General features: G+C 70.2%; 17 protein-coding genes. 6 read left to right on the top strand and 11 right to left on the bottom strand.

Going from position 1 to position 21,886, the window contains the following annotated elements:
• Positions 1–247: 247 nt before the first annotated feature.
• The 8 genes from ACFUN8_RS20940 to ACFUN8_RS20905 form a co-directional block, all read right to left on the bottom strand.
• Positions 248–1,585 (bottom strand): ABC transporter permease, encoded by a 1,338-nt coding sequence (locus ACFUN8_RS20940; RefSeq protein ID WP_383639611.1) that lies wholly within the window; start codon positions 1,583–1,585, stop codon positions 248–250.
• Positions 1,582–2,562 (bottom strand): ABC transporter ATP-binding protein, encoded by a 981-nt coding sequence (locus ACFUN8_RS20935; protein WP_383639608.1) that lies wholly within the window; start codon positions 2,560–2,562, stop codon positions 1,582–1,584. The genes ACFUN8_RS20940 and ACFUN8_RS20935 overlap by 4 nt, the downstream gene beginning before the upstream one ends.
• A 96-nt stretch (positions 2,563–2,658) precedes the next feature.
• Positions 2,659–3,513, bottom strand: a complete 855-nt coding sequence (locus ACFUN8_RS20930) for a class I SAM-dependent methyltransferase (RefSeq protein ID WP_383639605.1) — start codon at positions 3,511–3,513, stop codon at positions 2,659–2,661.
• Complete coding sequence (locus tag ACFUN8_RS20925) at positions 3,510–4,142, bottom strand: flavoprotein (RefSeq protein WP_383639602.1); 633 nt, start codon at positions 4,140–4,142, stop codon at positions 3,510–3,512. The genes ACFUN8_RS20930 and ACFUN8_RS20925 overlap by 4 nt, the downstream gene beginning before the upstream one ends.
• Positions 4,139–6,016, bottom strand: a complete 1,878-nt coding sequence (locus ACFUN8_RS20920; protein ID WP_383639598.1) for an ABC transporter ATP-binding protein — start codon at positions 6,014–6,016, stop codon at positions 4,139–4,141. The genes ACFUN8_RS20925 and ACFUN8_RS20920 overlap by 4 nt, the downstream gene beginning before the upstream one ends.
• Positions 6,017–6,078: 62 nt before the next feature.
• Positions 6,079–7,209, bottom strand: coding sequence for a T3SS effector HopA1 family protein (locus ACFUN8_RS20915; protein WP_383639595.1), 1,131 nt, complete (start codon positions 7,207–7,209; stop codon positions 6,079–6,081).
• Positions 7,206–8,264, bottom strand: a complete 1,059-nt coding sequence (lxmK, locus tag ACFUN8_RS20910) for a class V lanthionine synthetase subunit LxmK (protein ID WP_383639592.1) — start codon at positions 8,262–8,264, stop codon at positions 7,206–7,208. Before lxmK ends, ACFUN8_RS20915 begins: the two co-directional genes overlap by 4 nt.
• 565 nt (positions 8,265–8,829) lie before the next feature.
• A complete protein-coding gene (locus tag ACFUN8_RS20905) occupies positions 8,830–9,000 on the bottom strand; it encodes a LuxR C-terminal-related transcriptional regulator (protein WP_242571732.1) in 171 nt (56 codons plus the stop codon).
• Between the two features lie 1,217 nt (positions 9,001–10,217).
• Here ACFUN8_RS20905 and ACFUN8_RS20900 point away from each other — a divergent pair.
• Together ACFUN8_RS20900 and ACFUN8_RS20895 are read left to right on the top strand one after the other, a co-directional pair.
• Positions 10,218–11,645 carry a S28 family serine protease gene (locus ACFUN8_RS20900; RefSeq protein WP_383639589.1) on the top strand — a complete coding sequence of 476 codons (1,428 nt, stop codon included), beginning with the start codon at positions 10,218–10,220 and terminating at the stop codon, positions 11,643–11,645.
• A gap of 424 nt (positions 11,646–12,069) precedes the next feature.
• Positions 12,070–12,738 carry a class I SAM-dependent DNA methyltransferase gene (locus ACFUN8_RS20895; protein WP_383639586.1) on the top strand — a complete coding sequence of 223 codons (669 nt, stop codon included), beginning with the start codon at positions 12,070–12,072 and terminating at the stop codon, positions 12,736–12,738.
• Positions 12,739–12,771: 33 nt separating this feature from the next.
• Here ACFUN8_RS20895 and ACFUN8_RS20890 read toward each other — a convergent pair whose 3' ends face one another.
• The 3 genes from ACFUN8_RS20890 to ACFUN8_RS20880 all read right to left on the bottom strand — a co-directional run bounded on the left by ACFUN8_RS20890 (position 12,772) and on the right by ACFUN8_RS20880 (position 15,860).
• On the bottom strand, positions 12,772–13,572 hold the full coding sequence (locus tag ACFUN8_RS20890; protein ID WP_383639583.1) for a sugar phosphate isomerase/epimerase family protein: 801 nt from the start codon (positions 13,570–13,572) through the stop codon (positions 12,772–12,774).
• Positions 13,573–13,585: 13 nt separating this feature from the next.
• Complete coding sequence (locus tag ACFUN8_RS20885) at positions 13,586–14,557, bottom strand: GNAT family N-acetyltransferase (protein WP_383639580.1); 972 nt, start codon at positions 14,555–14,557, stop codon at positions 13,586–13,588.
• Between the two features lie 241 nt (positions 14,558–14,798).
• Positions 14,799–15,860, bottom strand: coding sequence for a LacI family DNA-binding transcriptional regulator (locus ACFUN8_RS20880; RefSeq protein WP_382564498.1), 1,062 nt, complete (start codon positions 15,858–15,860; stop codon positions 14,799–14,801).
• A 124-nt stretch (positions 15,861–15,984) separates the two neighbouring features.
• Between ACFUN8_RS20880 and ACFUN8_RS20875 the strand changes: the two genes are divergently transcribed.
• The 4 genes from ACFUN8_RS20875 to ACFUN8_RS20860 all read left to right on the top strand — a co-directional run bounded on the left by ACFUN8_RS20875 (position 15,985) and on the right by ACFUN8_RS20860 (position 21,812).
• Entirely contained in the window at positions 15,985–17,136 is a 1,152-nt protein-coding gene (locus tag ACFUN8_RS20875; protein WP_383639576.1) for a Gfo/Idh/MocA family protein, read from the top strand.
• Positions 17,133–18,362: a dihydrodipicolinate synthase family protein gene (locus ACFUN8_RS20870; protein WP_383639573.1), complete on the top strand. Its 1,230-nt coding sequence runs from the start codon at positions 17,133–17,135 to the stop codon at positions 18,360–18,362. The genes ACFUN8_RS20875 and ACFUN8_RS20870 overlap by 4 nt, the downstream gene beginning before the upstream one ends.
• A gap of 110 nt (positions 18,363–18,472) precedes the next feature.
• Positions 18,473–19,264 carry a sugar phosphate isomerase/epimerase family protein gene (locus ACFUN8_RS20865; RefSeq protein ID WP_383639616.1) on the top strand — a complete coding sequence of 264 codons (792 nt, stop codon included), beginning with the start codon at positions 18,473–18,475 and terminating at the stop codon, positions 19,262–19,264.
• 325 nt (positions 19,265–19,589) lie between these two features.
• On the top strand, positions 19,590–21,812 hold the full coding sequence (locus tag ACFUN8_RS20860) for an ATP-dependent RecD-like DNA helicase (RefSeq protein WP_383639570.1): 2,223 nt from the start codon (positions 19,590–19,592) through the stop codon (positions 21,810–21,812).
• Positions 21,813–21,886 lie beyond the last annotated feature (74 nt).

Raw genomic sequence — 21,886 nt, 5'->3', positions numbered from 1 at the left:
GGGTGCCACCCGGAAACGCCGGCCCCTCAGTCAGTGGTGCGGGCAACTGCGTGGAGATCAGCCCCGGCTCTTGTTGATCCCGGCGACGACGGCGACGAGGAGGGCGATGCCGATGGCGATCCAGACTGCGGTGCTCATGAGTACTCCCGTTGAGTGAGGTGAGGGTTGGGTGTGGGGGGTTGGGTGTGTCGGTGTCGGTGTCGGTGTTGGGTGTGTCGGGTTCGGATCGGGCGCGGGGCCGGGTGCCTCAGCGCAGACGAAGTGACTCGGCGAGCGGGACCCTGGAGCCGCTGCGCAGCACACTGTTGGCGTACATCCGCCCGGCGATACGGGTCAGTCCCACCAGCGCGGCCACCGCAAGCACCAGGGACACCGCCACCTGCCATGCCGGCGCGATACCCAGGAGCATGCGTGCCGGCATCAGGATCGGGCTGAGCGGCGGTACGAGCGACAGCCACTCGATCACCGGGTCGTGGGCGTTCTTGCTCAGCAGGGATATGCCCAGCACGAACGGGGTGGTGATCAGCACCATCACCGGCTGCACCACCGACTGCAGGTCCTCCTGCCGCGAGACGCGCGCCGCCGCGGCGGCCAGCATCGCGGCGAAGAGGAAGAAGCCGAGCAGGAACCAGACCCCCATCGTCACCAGCGTCCCGGCCACCGCCGTCGGCAGTGAGATGGCTCCGGTGCCCTCGGCGAGCACGACCGCGGCCCCGCCGAGCAGGACGAGTTGGGTCACGCCGACCACGGCCACACCGATCAGCTTGCCCGCGAGGAGCTGCCAGGGCCGGATGCTGGAGAGCAGCAGCTCCACCACGCGGCTGGTCTTCTCCTCCACGACGCCCTGCGCCAGCATGATCCCGTAGACGATGAAGAAGAAATACAGCAGTCCGGTGGAGGCGAGAATCAGCGCGAACTGTTCCGCCGCGCTGTTCCCCGACGGCTCCAGCGTTCTGGTCTCCGCCGCCGACGATCCCACGCGCTCGGCGAAGTCCACCGGGTCGACGCCCTCGCGCTCCAGCTCCCGCGTGGTGCGCTCCTCGGCCACCGCGGCGTTCACGACGGCGAGCAGGTCGTCGTTCGTCTCGCGCTCGACGGTCACGGTGACGTCGGTGGCCGAGTCGCCGCTGATCACGGCGGCGACGTCACCGTCGCGCAGCATCGTCTCGGCGCGGTCGTCGTCACCGTCACCGTCATCGTTGCCGTTGCCGCGGTCGATGGTGACGAACTCGAAGTCGAGATCGGTGGCCCGGTCGGCGACGGCCGTGAGCATCGGGCGCATCGCCGCGGCGTCCCGGTCGAGACCGACCTTGGTCGGCCCCTCCTTGGAGAAGAGGATGATCAGGGTGTAGACGCCGAGTCCGAGCACCAGTCCCAGCGTGCTCAGTACGAAGGACTTTGTCCGCATCCTGCTGTTGATCTCGCGCTTGGCGACCAGGCCGACCGCCCGGCGGGCCGACAGCGCGCCCGGATCGGGGGAGGGGCCGCCGCCGGGGGCGGGCGCGCCGCCGTCCGGTGCGTGTGCGTCCGTGTCGGCGTCGGTGCCGTTGCCGGTGTCGGAACCTGCCCGCGCCGCTGTACTCATCGCCCGCCGCCCTTGGTCTCGGTGCCCGCCGTGCTCGTGGCCTTCGTGCCCGCGCCCTTCGCCGTGCTCTCGGCGTCGTCTCTGGTCACCAGATCGCGGTACAGCTCGGTCAGCGGCGGCTGTTCGGATACGAAGGTGGACACCGGCCCCGTCGCGAGCGCCGCGTGCAGCACCTTCTGGTCGTCCGCCCCCTTCGCCAGCCGGAGCCGGGTCCGGGTGCCCTCGCGGCTCACGACCTCCACGCCTGTCAGCCCCGCCGCCCAGTGCTCGCCCGCCTCGGGCGCGTCGACCAGGAGCCGGCGCTCGGCGCTCTCGCTCAGCTCCCGCACCGTGCCGCAGGCGATGAGCCGCCCGCCGCCGACGATGCCGACGCGGTGACAGACCCGTTCGACGAGGGCCAGTTGGTGGCTGGAGAAGATGACGGGCACGCCTTCGGCGGCCCTCTCCGCGAGCACGTCGCGCATCACGTCCACCGCGACCGGGTCGAGGCCGGAGAACGGCTCGTCCAGCACCAGCGCCTTCGGGTCGTGCACCAGGGCCGCCGCGAGCTGGACGCGCTGCTGATTGCCGAGGCTGAGGTTCTGGACCTCCTCGGAGGCGTACGACGAGACCTCCAGCCGCTCGATCCAACGGTCGGCCGCGGCCCGTGCGGCGGCGCGCGACATGCCGTGCAACTCGCCCAGATACCGCAGGTGTTCGGCGACCTTCATCCGCGGATACAGACCGCGCTCCTCGGGCATGTAGCCGAACTGCCTGCGGGCGGCGAAGTCGACGGGACGGCCCAGCCAGCGGACCTCCCCGGCGTCGGGCGTGAGGACGCCGAGGATGATCCGCATCGTGGTGGTCTTGCCCGCCCCGTTGCTGCCCACGAAGCCGAAAAGCTCACCGGCGCGGATGTCGAAGGTCATGTCGTCGACGGCTCGGCGCTTGCCGTAGCTCTTCCGTACGCGGTCGACCTCCAGCGCTGTCGCAGCCATGTGCCGTACCTTCCGACGGTGAGGACGATGGTCATGACGATCTTGATGTGTTAACTCATCGAAGTATTGCGTTAACACATCACTTCGTCAAGGATGTCAGGCGTCCTGACGCTCCACCACAACGATGTGCTTCTCCGTCAGCTCGGACAGCGCGCTCCGGTCCCAGCCGGCCCAGCGGCCGGTGACGCGCAGCCCCGCGAGCCTGGCCATCACGTCGAACTCCGCAGGCCACGCGTACCGGCTGACCTCCGGCACCTTCCGCAGCCCGCCGGGGCCCAGGATCGTGTGGACGACCAGCGCGGACTGGAGCTGCCGGTTCACCTGGATGGTGTCCAACAGCAGCGCGTCCGCGGCCAGATGACCGATCTGCGTCGTCGCCTCGGAGAGGCGGTGGTAGTTCTGCGGGTTGTACGTCTCGAAGACCGCGACCCCGCCGTCGGCGAGCGCGTCGTGGATCCCCCGCAGACAGCTGATCTGCAGCTCCTGCGTGGGCAGCATGAAGAACGTGTTGAGCGCGGTGAGGACCACGTCGTACCGCTCCTCCACCACCAGCGCGCTGAAGTCGGCGACCGAGCTGGTGATACCGCCCGTGGGGTCGTTCTCGTGGAGCTTCGCCAGCATCGCGGGGGAGGCGTCCACACCGTGCACCCGATAGCCGTGCTTGGCCAGCGGGATGGCCAACCGGCCGGTACCGACGCCGAGTTCGAGGAGTGAGGCGGGTGCGGGGCGCAGCTCCTCCAGGAAGGTGATCATGGAGTCGATGGCCGGGCCGGAGGTGGGGTAGAGCGAGTCGTAGACGTCGGCCAGCGCCTCGCCGTACGCGCTGCTGCCGTTGGCGTTGCTCCTGCCATTGGCACCGGCGGCGCTGCCGCCCTTGCCGTCGGCGCCGGACTTGGCGCCGGCGGTGCCGTTCGTACGGTTCTCGGTCTGCCGGGGTGCTTCGGTGGTCATGCCCTCTCCCTCTGCTTCTCCTGCTGCTTCTCCTGCGCAACGGCCAACTCCGCGCGCAACTGGTCCGCGGCGGCCAGCACTTCGGGGAACGACGCGGGCGCCCACGCCTCGCGCCGGCCACTGGTCGTACTGCGGCCGGGATGCGGCGGGACGACGATCACATTGCGGCGGTCGGCGAGCTTCGCGGAGTGTTCCGCGTACGCCGCGCTCTGCGCGCCACCGGGCGGCAGCGCGGGCGCCAGCGCGATCGCGGCCTCCGTGCACTGCAGCGCGAGCATCGACGGCGAGTCGCCGAGCCCGAGTGCCAGCCGAGCCAGATAGTTGAGCGTCGCGGGCAGGACCACCACCGCGTCCGGCCACTGCGCGAGATCCACATGGCGGGCGCGCGCCTCGGGCTCCTCCGGCCAGCGGTCCGCCAGCACCTCGCAGCCACCGATGGCGACCAGCGCCTCGCGGGTGACGAACCGGGTGGCCGCCCCCGTGAGGACGTAACGCACCTCCACCCCGGGCTGCCCCATCTTCAGCCAGCTCGCCCAGAACGGCAGATGGGCGGCGGTCACCGACCCCGTACCGATGACCAACAGCCGCCGGGCGCCCACCGGTTCGGGCACCCCGGCCCCGGCGGTCACCGGGCCGCCGCTCCCGCCCCCGAACCCGCCACGGGCGCGGGTTCGGAAGCGGGGGCGGGCTCCGGCGCGAGCGCCGGGTCCATGGGGGCCGCCGGGGCGGCCGGGGCGGCGGCGGTCGCGCCCCGGCCCTCACCGCCGCGCAGCGTCTGGCCGTGCACCAGCTCCTGGTAGAGCGCGGAGCGCGTCAGCAACTCCTCGTGCGTACCCCGGTCGACGATATGACCCTCGTCCACGACCACGATCAGATCGGCGTCCTGCACGGTCGAGATGCGGTGCGCGACCGCGATCACCGCGCGCTCGGCGGCGAGTTCACGCATCAGCGCGCGCAGCCGCTCCTCGTTCTCGCTGTCGAGCTGGGACGTCGGCTCGTCGAAGAGGACGACGCGGGTGTCCCGGAGCAGCACACGGGCGGCCGCCAGTCGCTGCCGCTGACCGCCCGACAGGTCCTCGGCGCGGCCCAGTTCGGTGTCCAGGCCGTCCGGCAGCGCCTCCACGGCGCCGCGCAGCCCGAGGGTCTCCAGCGCCTGCCACAGCTCCGCCTCCGGTACGTCGGCGTCCCGGCCGAGCTGGAGGTTCTGGCGCACCGTGCCCTCGACGAGGGTGAAGCTCTGGTCGACATAGCTGATCTCACCGCGCAACTGGTCCAGCGGCCACTCCTCGACCGGGAAACCGCACAGCGAGATCCGGCCCGAGTCGGGCAGCAGGAAACGCTCCGTGAGGCCCAGCAGCGTCGTCTTGCCGGCGCCCGAGGGACCGACGACGGCGGTCAGGCCGCGCGCGGGCGCCGCGAAGGACGCCTCGTGGATGATGGTGCGCCCACCGTCCACGTACGACACCTGGTCGAACTCCACGGCCGGCGCGGTGGGGGAGGGCTCGACCGGAGTGGCGGCGCCCGGGTTCTCCGACGGGATCATGAGCACGCTGTTCAGCCGGCCACGCGCGGCCAGACCGGCCTGCATCCGGGCGAAGCCCGACACCAACAGGGTGAGCGGCGAGACCAGTTGCAGCAGATACACGATGAAGGCGGCGAACTCGCCGATGTTCAGATCCCCGGAGGCCAGCCGCGCCCCGCTGACGACCATCACCGCGACGATCGACAACTGCTGCCCGAACTGCATCGTGGGACCGACCAGCGCGCTCACGCGCGCCACGGACACGGCGGCCTTGCGGGCGTCGTCCACGCTGTCGCCGAGCGAGGACGCCACCTGACGCTCCGCCAGGAACGCCTTGACCGTGGGCAGTGACAGCACGGCCGCCGTCATCTGCTGCGACATGGTGCCGATGGCGTTCTGCTGCCGCTCGACCCCGCTGCGAATCGCCCGTACACAGGCCCAGATGCCGAGACCGGCGACGGTGAAGGTGGCCAGGACGACCAGGAGCAGGACCCAGTCCAGCAGTCCCATCGCGATCAGCGTGCCGACGGCCAGGAACAGGGACGACGGGATCTGCGCCACGCCGACGTCCACCACGGAGCGCAGTTGCGAGCTGTCGGAGCTGGCGCGGGCGACCAGATTGCCGGCTCCCTCGCGCCGTACGCGCCGCAGCGGCAGGGTCAGGATGTGCGCGGCGATCCGGAACCGGGCCTCGGAGACCAGGGCCTCACCGGCGCGGGCGAGCAGGAAGGAACCGATCGCCGACGTGAGACCCGCGCCGAGTGCCAGACCGGCCATCAGGAGCATCGGGCGGATCGGCTGTTCGTCCTGGCCCAGGGCCACCACCAGGTCACGGACCTGGAGGGGGAGCATGAGCGTGGCGACGGCGGAGAGCATGCTCATCACCACCGCACCGGCGACGGCGGTCTTCCGGCCCTCCAGGAGCTGGGCGAAGACGCGCAGTTCGTCGGTGCCGGCCGGACGTGGTTCTGCCTTGGCCATGGTGGTGGTTCTCCTCCAGCTTGCGGTTACATCCGGTCACTTTCGGTCGCACGGCCGACGGTTCAGGGCGCGGCGGCGTCCCCGGCGTCGGCGGTCGTGGAGTCGGTGGTCGTGGAGTCGGGGGCGCGGTCGGTGGTGGCTTTGCCGGTGACGGTTGCGTGTGTCCAGGGCCAGGCCGCCGAGTCGAGGTTCCGGGCGGGGTCGGCGGGGTCCACGTTCGCCGCGGCGCAGGCCGCCGACAGCTCGGCGACGGTCGGGCGCTCGCGCCCCTGCTCGGCGGCGGCCACGAACGCACGGGCCACCACATGCGCGCGGTGCTCACCGAAACTGAGCCCGCGCATCCCGGCCCGGTCGTCCTTCGGCTCCCACGCGGCCGTCACACCTGGGGCCACGACATGCGCGAACGCGGGGGACGGGCCGTCCGGCAGCCCGGTGGCCAGCGCGCTCTCGGTCAACGCGTCGACCACGCCCCAGGATTCGGAACTCAGATAGACCACCATGCCGTCGTTCCGCGGCAGGCTGGCCGGATTCGAGATGATCTTCGCCCGGTAGATCGCCGACCGGCTCTCCAGCGTGCTCAGCACCGCGTTCCACAGGGCCGGCCCCTGCTCGGCGTCGGCCACCCGCAGGTACATGCGCAGCAGATCGCCGCCGCCGGTACGGCCCTTGCCGCTGTCCACCAGGAAGAAGCCGGGCGAGATCAGCGGGCGGGCGGAGGGGAGGGTCATCAGGACCACGGGGCGCGCCGGATCGCCGACCGTACGGCCGGTCTCCCGCAGGGACACCGAGTCGGGCACGCCCAGGCGCAGACCGTCGATCTCCACCACGCGCCGCCCGGCGGCCGTCCGCCGCTCGGTGAGGACGGCGGGCGCGACGGTCGCCGGGTGGGGGGTCGCCTCGGCGATCCGGGTCTCGTACTCCGGTGCGCGCAGTGTCTTGGGGGCCTTGCGGTCGCGTATTCCGCGTCCGGTGTGCAGCACTTCGTACAGCGTGCGGGCGAGCGTGAAGCGCATCGCCGGCGGGGACTCGGCCGTGATCTCGTCGTCGCCGACCCAGGCGGTCCGGCCGTCCGCCGCGATACGGACCGTGTCGATCGCGTCGCGCAGACCGGCGGAGAGGAGTGGCGGGGCGGATGCGGCTCGTTCCGCCGCGGCTGTCTCAGCGGCTGTCTCCGTGCCTGTGACCGTGCTCATGCGGCCTCCCCGAGTCCCACCGTGGAGACGAAGCTCCGCGGGTCAAGTAGCGCTGTCCGGCCGATCCCCGCCGCCGCCCGGACGATGGCCGACAGGCGGCCGTTCTCCTTGGTCGAGGCGATCAGCCGGTCGATCAGATGCCAGCCGGCGTACGACGTGGCCCGCACGACGAGCCCGTCGTCGTCGGGGCCGCCGCCCTCGCGGTAGCCGCGGTGGAACGCGGCGATCAGCGGCAGTACGCGGTTCAGCTCCTCGCTGCCGCGCGCCACGACCTCCTCATGGGTGAGGGTCGCCGAGAAGGCGTCCTCCGCCTCCTGCGAGGGGATCCGCAGTACCGCGCGGTGCAGCCACTCGCCGACGTACGCCCCGACGTCACGCGCCGGATCGCCGAGCCGGAACTCCTCCCAGTCGTTCACGTACAACGCGCTCTCGGTGGCCAGGAACTGATCCAGCCTCAGATCGCCGTGGATCGGCACGCGCGCCGCGTCGGCCTCGGTCGCCCGGAGCCGTTCGAGCCCGTCGAGCAGCGCGGCGTCGCGCTGCAGCAGCCCCCAGCCCTGGATGAACGCGCCCGTGGCGTTGACGTAGTGCTCCAGCGGCAGCGCCCGCAGGTCCTCGACGGGCGGGTACGGGTGCGGATCCGGGTCGGGGAAGTCCTCCGGCAGGAAGGGAAGTTGATGCAGAGCGGCCACCGTCCGGCCGGCCTCGGCGGACGTCGCCTCGGTGAACTCCTCCTCCGCGGCCAGCTCACTGCCCGACCGGATGTCGTCGAGCATGCCGAAGACCAGGAGGCGTTGTTCCTCGTCACCGCCCAGGAATTCGGGGCGAGGGAAGGGGGAACTGCCGCGATTCATCAGGCGCTCGAATGACATCAGCCGCTGGTAGCGCTTCAGGGATTCCTTGGGATTCCCCTTGAGGCGCTTCACGAATACGGCATTGCCGGTGTCGGTGACACCGGACCAGTTGTCGTTGCGGCCCGGATAGGAGAAGACCTCCGAGGCGTTGAGTGAACCCAAGTGGAGCTGGACGAGGAGCTGTTCGACCGATGCGTCCACGGGACTGTCGACAGCCGACGCGGAAGACCGGCCCTGCGGGTATTGAATCTTTTCGCCTGCCACAGCCGTTTTCTATCGCGGGACGCCGTCGGCGGACAACGAATTGACCGCCATCGGCCACCCCCGGCTAGGGCGGGGCGCGGTGGGTAACGTGCGGGACTGCCGCGCAGTCCCGGACGGGCTGTGCGCGGCCGTCCCCGGGGACCCGCCGGGGGCCGCCGGAAGCGCGTCCGGAGCGCGAGCCGCCGTCGGGCTGTTGGCGGGCCGTGGCTGGACCGTCGTGGTGCCGCCGCCACGCGGGTCAGCAGGGAAAACCGTCCCGCGTGGAGCGTCACGAGGTGTCGCGGGCCGACGAACGGCGGCCGGTGACGATTCCTCCGCTAACCGTCACGCGACACCGCCGCTCGTGGACCTGCTCACCCGAACCGAGAATTATCTATTCTCGTCGCCCGCGTGTACCGCGTGATGCGGTACCGCGTGCTGCTTGTCGCACGGGCGTCGGGCCATTGGACCGGACGAAAGGACCGGGCGAATGGACCGGACGATCGGACCGACTCGACGAGGCTCAGACGATTCTTCGCCGTACGGCCCACACGACCGCTTCGATCGGCGTTTCGACGTCGACGCGTTCGCATATGGTCCGCAGTTTGCGGCGCAGTGTGCGGTCGCTCATTCCCATCCGGCGTGCGACCTGCGCCATGGTGCAGCCCTGCGAGACGAGTTGCAGGATTCTCAAGTGATCGTTTTCCAGTCCGAGGTGGGGGGCTCTGAGGACACTTCGTGGATTCACCTGTATCAACCTCACGGTCGTCCGGCGGTGAGGCGCCGGATTCCGAGGTGCTCGACGGCCTGAAACAACAAGCTCGTTCACAGTGCTGCCGCCGGAAGAGCTGCTCTCGCAGGTTCGATCGAGCGTGGTCCGGGAAGTACGGATTTCCGGTCTATACGTCAGCCAATTCCTGCCCCCGTTTCAGTCATCTTCAGTCATAGGACCGGAGTGGTAATCCGATCCGTCCGCCCGTGCCGCGGGAGTTGTCTCCCCCGTGTTCGAGCTGGGTGAGGCGTCGGCCACCCGTGGCCATGACACCCCTCCATCTCGCCTCCACTCCGTATGTTCAAACGGTCCGGCGGGTGGGGTGAACAGCGCGGGATGTGATCGCCCTGTGCTGTCGACTCGTCACCGGGCGATCCGGAGGGTGCCCGCACGGTCTCTCAGCTCACTTTTCCGCCTTCTCGCAGGGCCTTCGGGGGTAGTGCGACACGCCCAAAATATGTGACGCAGATCACAGCATCCATTTGAGGTTCTCATGAGTCTTCGCGATTCGGTGATGTCCGGAACGTCGCGACTGGGTACCTCGGCAGGGTGTCCGCCGGACACGCGGCGGACACGGTCGGGTGCTCCTCGGGACCCGTCGCGAGGGTCGTACGTGCCGCTCGGAGGCCGGATCCCGTGCCGGGGGAAGTGATCCCGGGGCAACCAATTCAGGCCGTCGCGAGGCGGGTTGATAAACGGCCGAATGGCTGGACGGAAGGCGTCCGAGGCGCGAGTGGGAAGGCGGTATTCCGGTCATGGCAAGGCGCCGCGCCGGTTACGGGGAGGAAAGGCCATGCCCTTGTTGTGTACGCCGTGTTAAGCGTCCGTGGAGGTGGGCGAGTCCACTCCGGGAGGGCCCGGAATTGCGCTCCGAAGGACCGACGTCCGGTTCCGCTTTCTCCGCCGGGGCTTCCATCACGCCCTCTCCAGGCTCTCTTCGCGCCCGCTTCATGGTCTCTCCTCGCCCGCTTCGTGCTCCCTCAATGGCTCGGTCACGCCCCGTTCGTGTCCGCTCGGCCGGGGCGGGTGAGCGGCGGGCGGGAGGCGCCATCCGGGTGCGGCCGCCTCGTGGGGGCTGGCGGCGCGGGTGCCTCCCCGGCTAGGTTCGCGGGCGTCTGTCATGAACACAGGGAGTGTGAATGCGCAAGGCGCTGAGATGGCTGCTGTCGCTCGTGCTGCTCGTCGGCACGCTGGGCACGGCCGGTGCGGCAACCGCCGCCGACGGGAACGCGGGATCCGCGGCCCCCGACATCAAGGACCAGATCCTCGCCATCCCGGGGATGAGCCTGATCGAGGAGAAGCCGTACCCCGGTTACCGATACTTCGTCCTCAACTACACCCAGCCGGTCGACCACAAACGACCGTCGAAGGGTACTTTCAAGCAGCGCCTCACGCTGCTGCACAAGGACACCAGCCGCCCCACCGTGTTCTTCACGAGCGGGTACGGCGTGTCCACCAACCCGAGCCGCAGTGAGCCGACACGGATCATCGACGGCAACCAGGTCTCGCTCGAGTACCGCTTCTTCACGCCGTCCCGGCCCGACCCGGCCGACTGGTCGAAGCTCGACTACGAGCAGGCCGCGGCCGACCAGCACCGGATCTTCGGCGCGCTGAAGAAGATCTATCCGAAGAAGTGGCTCGCCACCGGAGGCTCGAAGGGCGGCATGACCGCCACGTACTACGAGCGCTTCCACCCGCGGGACATGGACGGCGTCGTCGCCTATGTCGCACCCAACGACGTGGTGAACAAGGAGGACTCCGCCTACGACCGCTTCTTCGAGCAGGTCGGCACGGAGGAGTGCCGCGCCAAGCTCAACGCCGTGCAGCGCGAGGCGCTGGTCAGGCGTGAGCCGCTGGAGAAGATGTACGAGACGTGGGCCGAGGCGGAAGGCGCGACGTTCACCACCGTCGGCACGCTCGACAAGGCGTACGAAGCGGTGGTGCTCGACTTCGTCTGGGCCTTCTGGCAGTACAGCCTGGAAGCCGACTGCGCGGACATCCCGCCGGCCACCGCGTCGGACGAGGAGATCTACAACATCATCGACGCGATCTCCGGCTTCTCCTTCTACACCGACCAGGGCCTCGCCGGGTACACGCCGTACTACTACCAGGCGGGCACCGAACTGGGCGCGCCCACCGTCAAGTTGCCCCACCTGGGCAATCTGAGCCGCTACGGCTACCAGCCGCCGCGGAACTTCGTCCCGCGCGACATCCCCATGAAGTTCAGGCCGTGGGAGATGCCGTCCGTCGACAACTGGGTCCGCCACAACGCGAACCGGATGATGTTCGTCTACGGCGAGAACGACCCGTGGGGCGCCGAGCGCTTCCGTCCCGGCCGCGGCACGAAGGACACTTATGTGTTCACCGCGCCGGGCGCCAACCACGGCGCCAACGTCGCCGGTCTGGTGGCCGACGAGAACGCGAAGGCCACGGCCAGGATCCTCGCCTGGGCGGACGTCGCACCGGCCGCCGTTCAGCAGGACGCCGCGAAGGCGAAGCCGCTGGCGACGTTCGACGCGAAGCTCGACAAGCAGGACCTGGAGCGGATGCCGACGCTGCGTCAGTAGCCCGTAATCCGCAGGCCCGTGAGCACGGGACCGCCACCGGCGCAAACAAGGGGGGCGCACCGGTGGCGGTGTGCTGCCCGGCCGCAGACGGCCTGGAGAGGGGAGTCAGCGATCGTTGCCAGTGAGCACGAGGGCCGACACCGCGCTGCGGAAAGTCGACGGGAGCACGTGGATTAGGACGGATGGACGACTCGTGAAGTTCCCGGGAAGCGAAGATTCCGCCGTTTTCATCAAGAAGGTGCGGTAAGCACGGAGAAAGCCGGGCCTCGTTGTCGGACTCCGCCGCTCCCCGGCGTCGTCGGTGGCGCCGTTCTCCCTTGGGTGGGCGGCGTCGTGCTGACGTCGCCGGGGTACGGGGGAGGCAGCCGCACGGACCCACCCCCCTCATCCACGGCCACCGGGCGGGCGGCTAACCTCCTCGCCCATGACCGAACCTGAACCCTCCTATCTCCGCGACACCCGAGCCGGCTACGACGCCATCGCCGTCGACTACGACGAGCGCTTCGGATCCGCCCTGGATGCCGACCCGCTGGGACGGGCGATGCTCGGCACCTTCGCCGAGTACATACAGGCCGACGGCTCGGGTCCCGTCGTCGAGATCGGCAGCGGCCCCGGCCGGGTGACCGCCCATCTGCACGGACTCGGCCTCGACATCTCCGGGATCGACCTGTCGCCCGCGATGGTCGCGCTGGCCCGCCGGACCTTCCCGGAGCTGCGGTTCGAGGAAGGTTCGATGACCGACCTGGATCTGCCGGACGGCGGCCTCGCCGGCGCCGTCGCCTGGTACTCGATCATTCACATCGTGCCGGAGCGACTGCCCCTCGTCTTCGCACAGTTCCACCGGGTGCTTGCCCCCGGCGGCCATTTGCTGGTCGCCTTCCAGGTCGGCGACGAGCCTCTGCACTTCGACGAGGCTTTCGGCCACCCCGTCTTCCTCGACTTCCGCAGGCTGTCCCCCGACCGCGTCACCGAGTTGCTGAGCCAGGCCGGCTTCCAGGTGACCGCCCGGCTCGTGCGCGAGCCCTACAGGCACCAGTTGTCATCGGCGGTCCCACAGGCCCACCTACTGGCCCGCAAGCCCCAGCAGCCCTGACCTGGAGCCTCGGGCCTCCCGACCCGGCCTCCGTCAGTGCCCCCGGGCCAGCAGCGCCTCCAGATACTCGCGCCCCGGGATCAGCAGGTCGGGAAGGTCCGCCGCGTCCGCGTACCAGCGCTTCTCGTACTCCCAGCAGAGCCACCCGTCGTCCCCGTCCCCGGCGAACAGGCCGACACACTCGCCCAACGGCAGTACCCCGGCGCCCAGCGCCAACGGCGTGGTGTCCTCCGCCGACGCGATGTCCTTCACCTGCACGTAGCCGAGGTGCGGCGATAGTGACGCATGACTGGTGACGGGGCGTTCACCACCGAGCCAGGTGTGCATCACGTCCCAGAGCGCACCCACCTGCTTGTGCCCGACAAGACCGAGGACGCGAATGGCGTCCGCCCCCGTGCGGTGGGAGTCGTGCGTCTCCAGCAGGACCCGCACCCCCGACTCCGCGGCGAGCGGCGCCGCCGCGGCCAGCCGGCGGGCGGCCGTCGCGTCGGCGGCCTCGGGGTCCTGGTCGCCACCGCCCGGGAAGACACGTACGTACGACGCGCCCAGGTCGCGCGCCAGCAGGATCAGTTCGTCGAGCTCCTGGCGCAACTGCTCCTCGTCACCGCCTTCGGCGGCCACCCGCACATAGCCGGCGACCGTGAGGATCTCGACCCCACGACGCTTGAACTCGTCCACCACCGCGGCCCGTTCCCGCGCGTCGATGCCGGGGTGTACGGGCTCCTCCGGGTGAGCGCGCAACTCCACACCCTGGTAGCCGGTCCGACTGGCGAGGGCGACGACCTCGGAGATGGGAAGGCCAGGGACACCGAGGGTCGAGAAGGCGAATTTCACTTCGCGTTTCCTTTCACGAGAGAGAGCCCGCGACGGGCTCGTCGACAAGCGGGAGCCGCCAGTCCTGGCCGACCAGGTCCGCTCCGTAGGAACGGTGCGGTTTCTCGGCGACGAGGGTGAACCCCGCCCGCACGTAGAGCTTCCGGGCAGCGATCAGGACGTCGTTGGTCCACAGCACCACCTCCCGATACCCCGCATCGCGGGCGAAATCCACAACCGCTTCGACCATTCGCTCACCCAGGCCGTGCCCGCGTGCCTCCGGTTCGACCAGCAGAAGCCGCAGCCGCGCGGTGTCGGGCGCCTCGTCCCGTACACACATCACCGAACCCACCGGCCGGCCGTCCAGCTCGGCTATCCACACCCGCTCCAGCCGCTCGTCGTGCTCCGCCGCGAAGTCGGCGACGATCCCGGCGACCAGGCCCTCGAACGTGGCATTCCATCCGTACTCCGCCGCGTACACCGCGCCGTGCCGCTGCACCATCCAGCCCAGATCGCCGGGGACCGGCTCGCGCAGCACGGGCCCGTCGCGACGGGCGGACGCCCGGGGACCGGCGGCGGCCGTCTCGTCGGCGCTCAGTATTTCCCTGGCCGTCCGCAACGCCTCCACGAGACGCGGGCGTTTGTCCGGCTCGACCCGGTCCAGCAGTGTGCCGACCGCCTCGCGCGATCGCTCGTCGAGCAGCGCGGCGGTCCCGCGCCCCTGCTGTGTCAGTGTGATCCGCTGCCGCCGGGCGTCGTGCTCCGAGGGGGCGCGCTCCACCAGTCCTTCCCGCTCGAACTTGGTGAGCATTCTGCTCAAATAGCCCGCGTCCAGGGACAGTTCGGCACGGAGCTCGGCGGCGTCCGTACGTGGCGTGTGCGCCAGCTCGTACAGCAGCCGTGACTCGGTCAGCGTGTACGGCGTGTAGAGGTGCTTGCTGTAATTCAGCGCGCCGATGAGGTTGGTGTAGAAGCGGTTGAACGCGCGAATCTCCTGAATGGTCATGGTCCCCCGACCTCTCCCTCGATCAATTTCCTTGACTCAGTCAACGGTACGCCGGGGTCGCCAAGATCGGCAAGACACTCGATCGGGTGAACCCGCCCCCCGTCCCTGCCCCGGACCCCTAAATCCGCGCCCGCGAGTGCGCGCGGGTGTGTGCGCGAATGCGCGCGCACACCCGCGCGCAGGCGCCCGCCCGAGCCCATGACCTCCCCACAGCCCCTCAGGCCGGCAGCCCCGCGGCCCCTCAGCCCCGCGGCGGCGCCGTCGAAGCCCGCGCCATCAACTCCGCGGCGATCGTCGTGATCCCGCCGGGCGGCGGAGCCTCGGTCCCCATGGCCAGCCGGCCGGCCCGCGCCCCCGCCTCGTACAGGGGCAGCCGCACCGTCGTCAGTGCCGGCACCGCGTCGACCGAGAACGGCAGGTCGTCGAAGCCCGCCACCGAGATGTCCTGCGGAATGCGCAGGCCCTGGTCGCGCACCGCCGCGCACGCGCCGAGCGCCACCGTGTCGTTCGCGGCCACCACCGCCGTCAGGTCCGGCGAGCGCCGCAGCAACTCGAGCGTCGCCTCGTACCCCGAGCGCCGGTCGTAAGGTCCGTGCACCGTCAGCGGACCCTGGTCGTCCGTCAGCCCCGCGGCGGTCAGCGCTGCCCGGTGGCCCTCCAGCCGGTGCCGGGTCGTGGTGCGCTCGGCCGGGCCGGCGACGTATCCGATCCTGCGGTGCCCCAGTGCCAGCAGATGCTCGGTGAGCCGCCGCCCGCCACCCCGGTTGTCGAAGGCCAGCGAGGCCACGACCGCGCTGCTGCCCGGCAGTGGAGGCCGCCCGCACAGCACCACATGCGTCCCCGCGTCGGCGAGTTTGGTCAGTTTGGCCGACATCGCCGCGATATGGGTGGGGTCTTCGAGGGCGCCACCGGTGAGGATCACGGCGGCGGCCCGCTGGCGCTGGAGGAGGGTGAGATAGGTCAGTTCCCGCTCGGGGGAGCCGCCTGTGTTGCAGACGACGGCGAGCTTCTCGCCACCGGCCCGGCCCGTTCCCTCCTGGCCGCCGATCTCGGTCTGCGCGGCCCCGGCCATGATCCCGAAGAACGGGTCGGCGATGTCGTTGACCAGGATCCCGACCAGGTCGGACGTGGCGGCGGCGAGGGAGCTGGCCGGTCCGTTCAGCACGTAGTCCAGCTCGTCCACGGCCCGCAGTACGCGCTCCCTGGTGGATGCGGCCACCGGGTAGTTGCCGTTCAGCACGCGGGAAACAGTGGCGGGCGACACCCGGGCGCGGGCCGCCACATCGGCCAGGGTGACTGTCATCGGCTGTTCCTCCGAAAGGTGGGTGAGGGAGTAGATCGGCGCCGGACCCTTGTCCGGTCGCTTTCGGCAGGCTAGCTTCATACCCTATAGAAAGCGCTTGCTACGGCCGTATGGAGGGAACTTCGTGACACGCAGGACAGTGCGGATCGCCATGAACGGCGTCACGGGGCGGATGGGGTACCGACAGCACCTGGTGCGTTCCATCCTCGCGATCCGCGAAGAGGGCGGACTGGACCTCGGCGACGGTGAGGTGCTCTGGCCCGAGCCCGTACTCGTCGGCCGCCGTGAGCACGCCCTCAGGGAGGTCGCCGAACGCCACGGCCTCACCGAGTGGTCCACCGACCTCGACACCGTCCTCGCCGACGACACCGTCGACATCTACTTCGACGCGCAGGTCACCTCCGCGCGCGTCGAGGCCATCAAGAAAGCCGTTGCCGCCGGGAAGCACATCTACACGGAGAAGCCGACCGCGACCGACCTCGAAGGCGCCCTGGATCTCGCCCGCCTCGCCCAGAGCGCCGGCATCAAGCACGGCGTCGTCCAGGACAAGATCTTCCTTCCCGGCCTGCTGAAGCTGAAGCGCCTCATCGACGGCGGCTTCTTCGGCGAGATCCTCTCCGTACGAGGCGAGTTCGGCTACTGGGTCTTCGAGGGTGACTGGCAGGAGTCGCAGCGCCCGTCCTGGAACTACCGGAGCGAGGACGGCGGCGGCATCACCGTCGACATGTTCCCGCACTGGGAGTACGTCCTGCACGAGCTGTTCGGCAGGGTCAACTCCGTCTCGGCGCACATCACCACCCACATCCCGCGCCGCTGGGACGAGCAGGGCAAGCCGTACGCGGCGACCGCCGACGACTCCGCCTACGGGATCTTCGAGCTGGCGGGCGGCATCGTCGCGCAGATCAACTCCTCCTGGGCGGTGCGGGTCAACCGGGACGAACTCGTGGAGTTCCAGGTCGACGGCACACACGGCTCGGCGGTGGCCGGACTGCGCCGCTGCCGCGTCCAGCACCGCAGCGCCACCCCCAAGCCCGTCTGGAACCCGGACCTGGCCGCCACCGAGTCCTTCCGCGACCAGTGGCAGGAGATCCCGGACAACACCGAGTTCGACAACGGCTTCAAGGCCCAGTGGGAGCTGTTCCTGCGCCACATCACGCTCGGCGAGCCGTACCGCTGGGACCTGCTCGCCGGCGCGCGCGGCGTACAGCTCGCGGAACTCGGGCTCAAGTCCTCGGCGCAGGGACGCCGCTTCGACGTACCGGAGCTCTCGCTGTGACCGCCCGAACCACACCCTCCCCGGCGCCCGACACGCCCTCCGTAAGGAAGCCGGGGCAGGGGCTCCGGCTCCCGGACGCCGACGGCCGACTGCGCGCCTACCGGCCGCGCCGCGAACCGGCCGCCTTCACCACACAGGGTGCCGACGCCGCCCCTCTCGTCTCCCGTACGGTCTTCTCCGCCGCGCACGTCGTCGCCGACCCGTACGCGGACAGCAGCCCCGGAGCGCCGGTCGTCGTCGACTGGGACACCACGCTCGCCTTCCGCCGCCATCTGTGGTCGCACGGCCTCGGGGTCGCCGAGGCCATGGACACCGCGCAGCGCGGCATGGGCCTGGACTGGGCCGGTGCGGCCGAGTTGATCCGCCGCTCGGCGGCGGAGGCGCGGTCCACCGGCGGCCGGATCGCGTGCGGGGTGGGCACCGACCAACTCACGCCGGGAGCGCATTCTTTGGAGGAGGTGCGGGCGGCGTACGAGGAACAGCTCGCGCTCGTCGAGGAGACCGGCTCCCAGGCCATCCTGATGGCCTCACGCGCGCTGGCCGCCGCGGCCGAGGGCCCCGAGGACTATCTGGCCGTCTACGCCCATCTGCTGCGGCAGGCGGACGAGCCCGTCGTGCTGCACTGGCTCGGCCCGATGTTCGACCCGGCACTGGAGGGCTACTGGGGCAGCACGGACCTCGACGCGGCCACCGAGACATTCCTCCAGGTCATCTCCGAACACCCGGACAAGATCGACGGGATCAAGGTCTCGCTGCTGGACGCGCGTCGCGAGGTCGAGCTGCGCCGGCGTCTGCCGCAGGGCGTCCGCTGCTACACCGGCGACGACTTCAACTACCCCGAGCTGATCGCGGGCGACGAACGCGGCTTCAGCCACGCGCTGCTGGGCATCTTCGACCCGCTCGGGCCGGTGGCCGCCGAAGCCGTACGCGTCCTGGACACGGGTGACGCGAAGGGCTTCCGGGAACTGCTCGATCCCACGGTCGAACTGTCCCGCCATCTTTTCCAGGCTCCCACCCGCTTCTACAAGACGGGGGTCGTGTTCCTCGCCTGGCTGGCCGGGCACCAGGACCACTTCGCCATGGTCGGCGGCCTCCAGTCGGCCCGCTCGCTTCCGCATCTGGCGCGGGCGTACGAACTGGCCGACGGGCTGGGCCTGTTCCCGGACCCGGCGGCGGCCGAGGCCCGGATGAAGTCCCTGCTCGGCGTGTACGGAGTGGACCAGTGACGGATGCGAACGAGGCGATCGACGTGACCGAAGTGACTGAGGCGTCCGACGTGCCCGACACGGGCGCGACCGGACTGCCGGGCGACCTCAGCCGTTTCAGCATCAATCAGATGACGGTCAAACAGCTCACCCTCCCGGAGCTGACCGAGGCGTGCGTGCGACTCGGTGTGCCGGGCGTGGGGCTGTGGCGGGAGCCGGTGCAGGCGTACGGCACGGAGGCCGCGGCCAAGCTCGTACGCGACGCGGGGCTCGCCGTCACCACCCTGTGCCGGGGCGGTTTCCTCACGGCGAGCGACCCCGCGGCACGGGCCGACGCCCTGGACGACAACCGCGCGGCGATCGACGAGGCCGTCACCCTGGGCACCGACACCCTGGTCCTGGTGTCGGGAGGGCTGCCGGCCGGCAGCCGCGATCTGCACGGGGCGCGTGAGCGGATCGCGGACGCTCTCGCGGTCCTGGCGCCGTACGCCGGGGAGCGCGGGGTACGGCTGGCGATCGAGCCGCTGCACCCGATGTACGCCTCCGACCGCTGTGTCGTCTCCACGCTCGACCAGGCGCTGGAACTCGCGGAGCGCTTCCCCGCCGAGCAGGTCGGGGTCGTCGTGGACACGTACCACGTCTGGTGGGACGACCGGGCCCCGGCGGCCATCGCCAGGGCGGCGGACCGGATCCACTCCTTCCAACTGGCCGACTGGACGACCCCGTTGCCCGCCGGAGTGCTGAACGGACGCGGCCTCATCGGTGACGGCGCGATCGACCTGCGGGTATGGCGCGAACGTGTCGACGCGGCCGGGTACGACGGCCCGATCGAGGTCGAACTCTTCAACGACACCCTGTGGGTGCGGGACGGAGCGGAGCTGCTGGCCGACGTCGCGGCGCGGTATGTGAGGCATGCGCTGTAAGGGAAGCCGGCCTGTCGCGACGAAGCCTCTCTCGTGGGGAAATGGTTACTTCTGTCATCTTGTATCGCGATTTCTGATGGCAGAAAAAAATAACTGCCCGCAATCGTGCAACCCTTTCGCGGTGATGTCGGTCGTACATGGCATCAAGGCTTCCGGGGAGGGGTCCGGGGGGATCGGGAAGCTTTGTGTCGGAGGGGGGAGCGCGTGGGGCCCGGTCCAGTGGACCGGGCCCCTAAAGCTGTCCGGCGCTCCGTCGAAGCCCTGTGCGACGGGGAGTTGTCCACAGGGCGGGCCCGCTGTCGTACCCGGACGGTAGCGTCGGATCATGTCCAATCTGGCCGTGCTCGAAGGCGTTCTTGAGCGGATCACGTACAGCAACGAGGAGAACGGCTACACGGTCGCCCGCGTCGACACCGGCCGGGGCGCCGATCTGCTCACCGTGGTCGGCTCGCTGCTCGGCGCGCAGCCGGGGGAGTCCCTGCGCATGGAGGGCCGTTGGGCCTCGCACCCCCAGTACGGCAAGCAGTTCACGGTGGAGAACTACACGACGGTCCTGCCCGCGACCATCCAGGGCATCCGTCGCTATCTCGGCTCCGGTCTGATCAAGGGCATCGGCCCGCGCATCGCCGAGCGGATCGTCGAGCATTTCGGCGTCGACACCCTGGAGATCATCGAGAAGGAGCCCAAGCGGCTCGTCGAGGTCCCCGGCCTCGGCCCCAAGCGGACGAAGCTGATCGGCGCCGCCTGGGAGGAGCAGAAGGCCATCAAGGAAGTCATGATCTTCCTTCAGGGCGTCGGTGTGTCCACCTCGATCGCCGTCCGCATCTACAAGAAGTACGGCGACGCCTCGATCTCCGTCGTGAAGAACGAGCCCTACCGGCTGGCCGCCGACGTCTGGGGCATCGGCTTCCTCACCGCCGACCGCATCGCCCAGGCCGTCGGCATCCCGCACGACAGCCCGGACCGCGCCAAGGCCGGACTGCAGTACGCGCTCTCCCAGTCCACCGACCAGGGCCACTGCTTCCTGCCCGAGGAGCAGCTCATCTCCGACGCGGTGAAGCTCCTCCAGGTCGACACCGGCCTGGTCATCGACTGTCTCGCCGAGCTGGCCGCCGAGGACGAGGGCGTCGTCAGGGAGAAGGTGCCGGGCCCTGACGGGGGCGAGCCGGTCACCGCCGTGTATCTGGTGCCGTTCCACCGCGCCGAGCTGTCCCTCTCCGCCCAGCTGCTGCGGCTGCTGCGCGCCGGGGAGGACCGGATGCCCGCCTTCCAGGACGTCGTCTGGGAGAAGGCCCTGCCCTGGCTCGCGGGCCGCACAGGAGCCGAGCTGGCGCCCGAGCAGGAGGCGGCGGTGCGGCTCGCCCTCACTCGTAAGGTCGCCGTCCTGACCGGCGGGCCGGGCTGCGGAAAGTCCTTCACCGTCCGCTCGATCGTGGAGCTGGCCAGGGCCAAGAAGGCGAAGGTGGTGCTCGCCGCGCCCACCGGCCGTGCCGCCAAGCGCCTCGCCGAGCTGACCGGCGCCGAGGCGTCCACGGTCCACCGGCTGCTGGAACTCAAACCGGGCGGGGACGCCGCGTACGACAGGGACCGGCCGCTCGACGCCGATCTGGTCGTGGTGGACGAGGCGTCCATGCTGGATCTGCTGCTCGCCAACAAGCTCGTCAAGGCGGTGGCACCCGGTGCACATCTGCTGCTCGTCGGTGACGTGGACCAGCTGCCCTCGGTGGGAGCGGGAGAGGTGCTGCGGGACCTGCTGGCCGACGGTGGTCCCGTGCCCCAGGTGCGTCTGACACGGATCTTCCGGCAGGCCCAGCAGTCGGGTGTGGTCACCAACGCGCACCGCATCAACTCCGGGGTCCAGCCCATCACCCAGGGCCTCAGTGATTTCTTCCTCTTCGTGGAGGACGAGACGGAGGAGGCCGGGAAGCTCGCGGTGGATGTCGCGGCCCGCCGTATCCCGGCCACCTTCGGACTCGACCCGCGGCGCGACATCCAGGTGCTGGCCCCGATGCACCGGGGCCCGGCCGGCGCGGGCACCCTCAACGGCCTGCTCCAGCAGGCCATCACCCCCGCCCGGCCGGAGCTGCCCGAGAAGCGGCTCGGCGGCCGCGTCTTCCGCGTCGGCGACAAGGTCACCCAGATCCGCAACAACTACGACAAGGGGCAGAACGGGGTCTTCAACGGCACGGTAGGGGTCGTGACCTCGCTGAACCTGGACGACCAGTGCCTGACGGTGCGGACGGACGAGGACGAGGAGGTGCCGTACGACTTCGACGAGTTGGACGAGCTGGCGCACGCGTACGCGATGACGATCCACCGCTCGCAGGGCAGCGAGTACCCGGCCGTGGTCATCCCGGTCACGACCGGCGCCTGGATGATGCTCCAGCGGAATCTGCTCTACACGGCGGTCACCCGGGCCAAGAAGCTCGTCGTCCTGGTCGGCTCCCGGAAGGCGATAGGCCAGGCCGTCCGTACGGTCTCCGCCGGCCGCCGCTTCACCGCCCTCGACCACCGGCTGTCGGGCAGCCTCCGGGCCGGCGGTTTCTGACCGGGACACGGGCCGAAACAGGGCCGGGGCGACGCGCCGACTCCGGGTGAGCCGACCCCTCCAGGGGAGTGTCC

This window comes from Streptomyces sp. NPDC057307 (assembly GCF_042667665.1).
Classification (GTDB): Bacteria; Actinomycetota; Actinomycetes; order Streptomycetales; family Streptomycetaceae; genus Streptomyces.
This window is presented reverse-complemented; position numbering and strand designations above follow the sequence as displayed.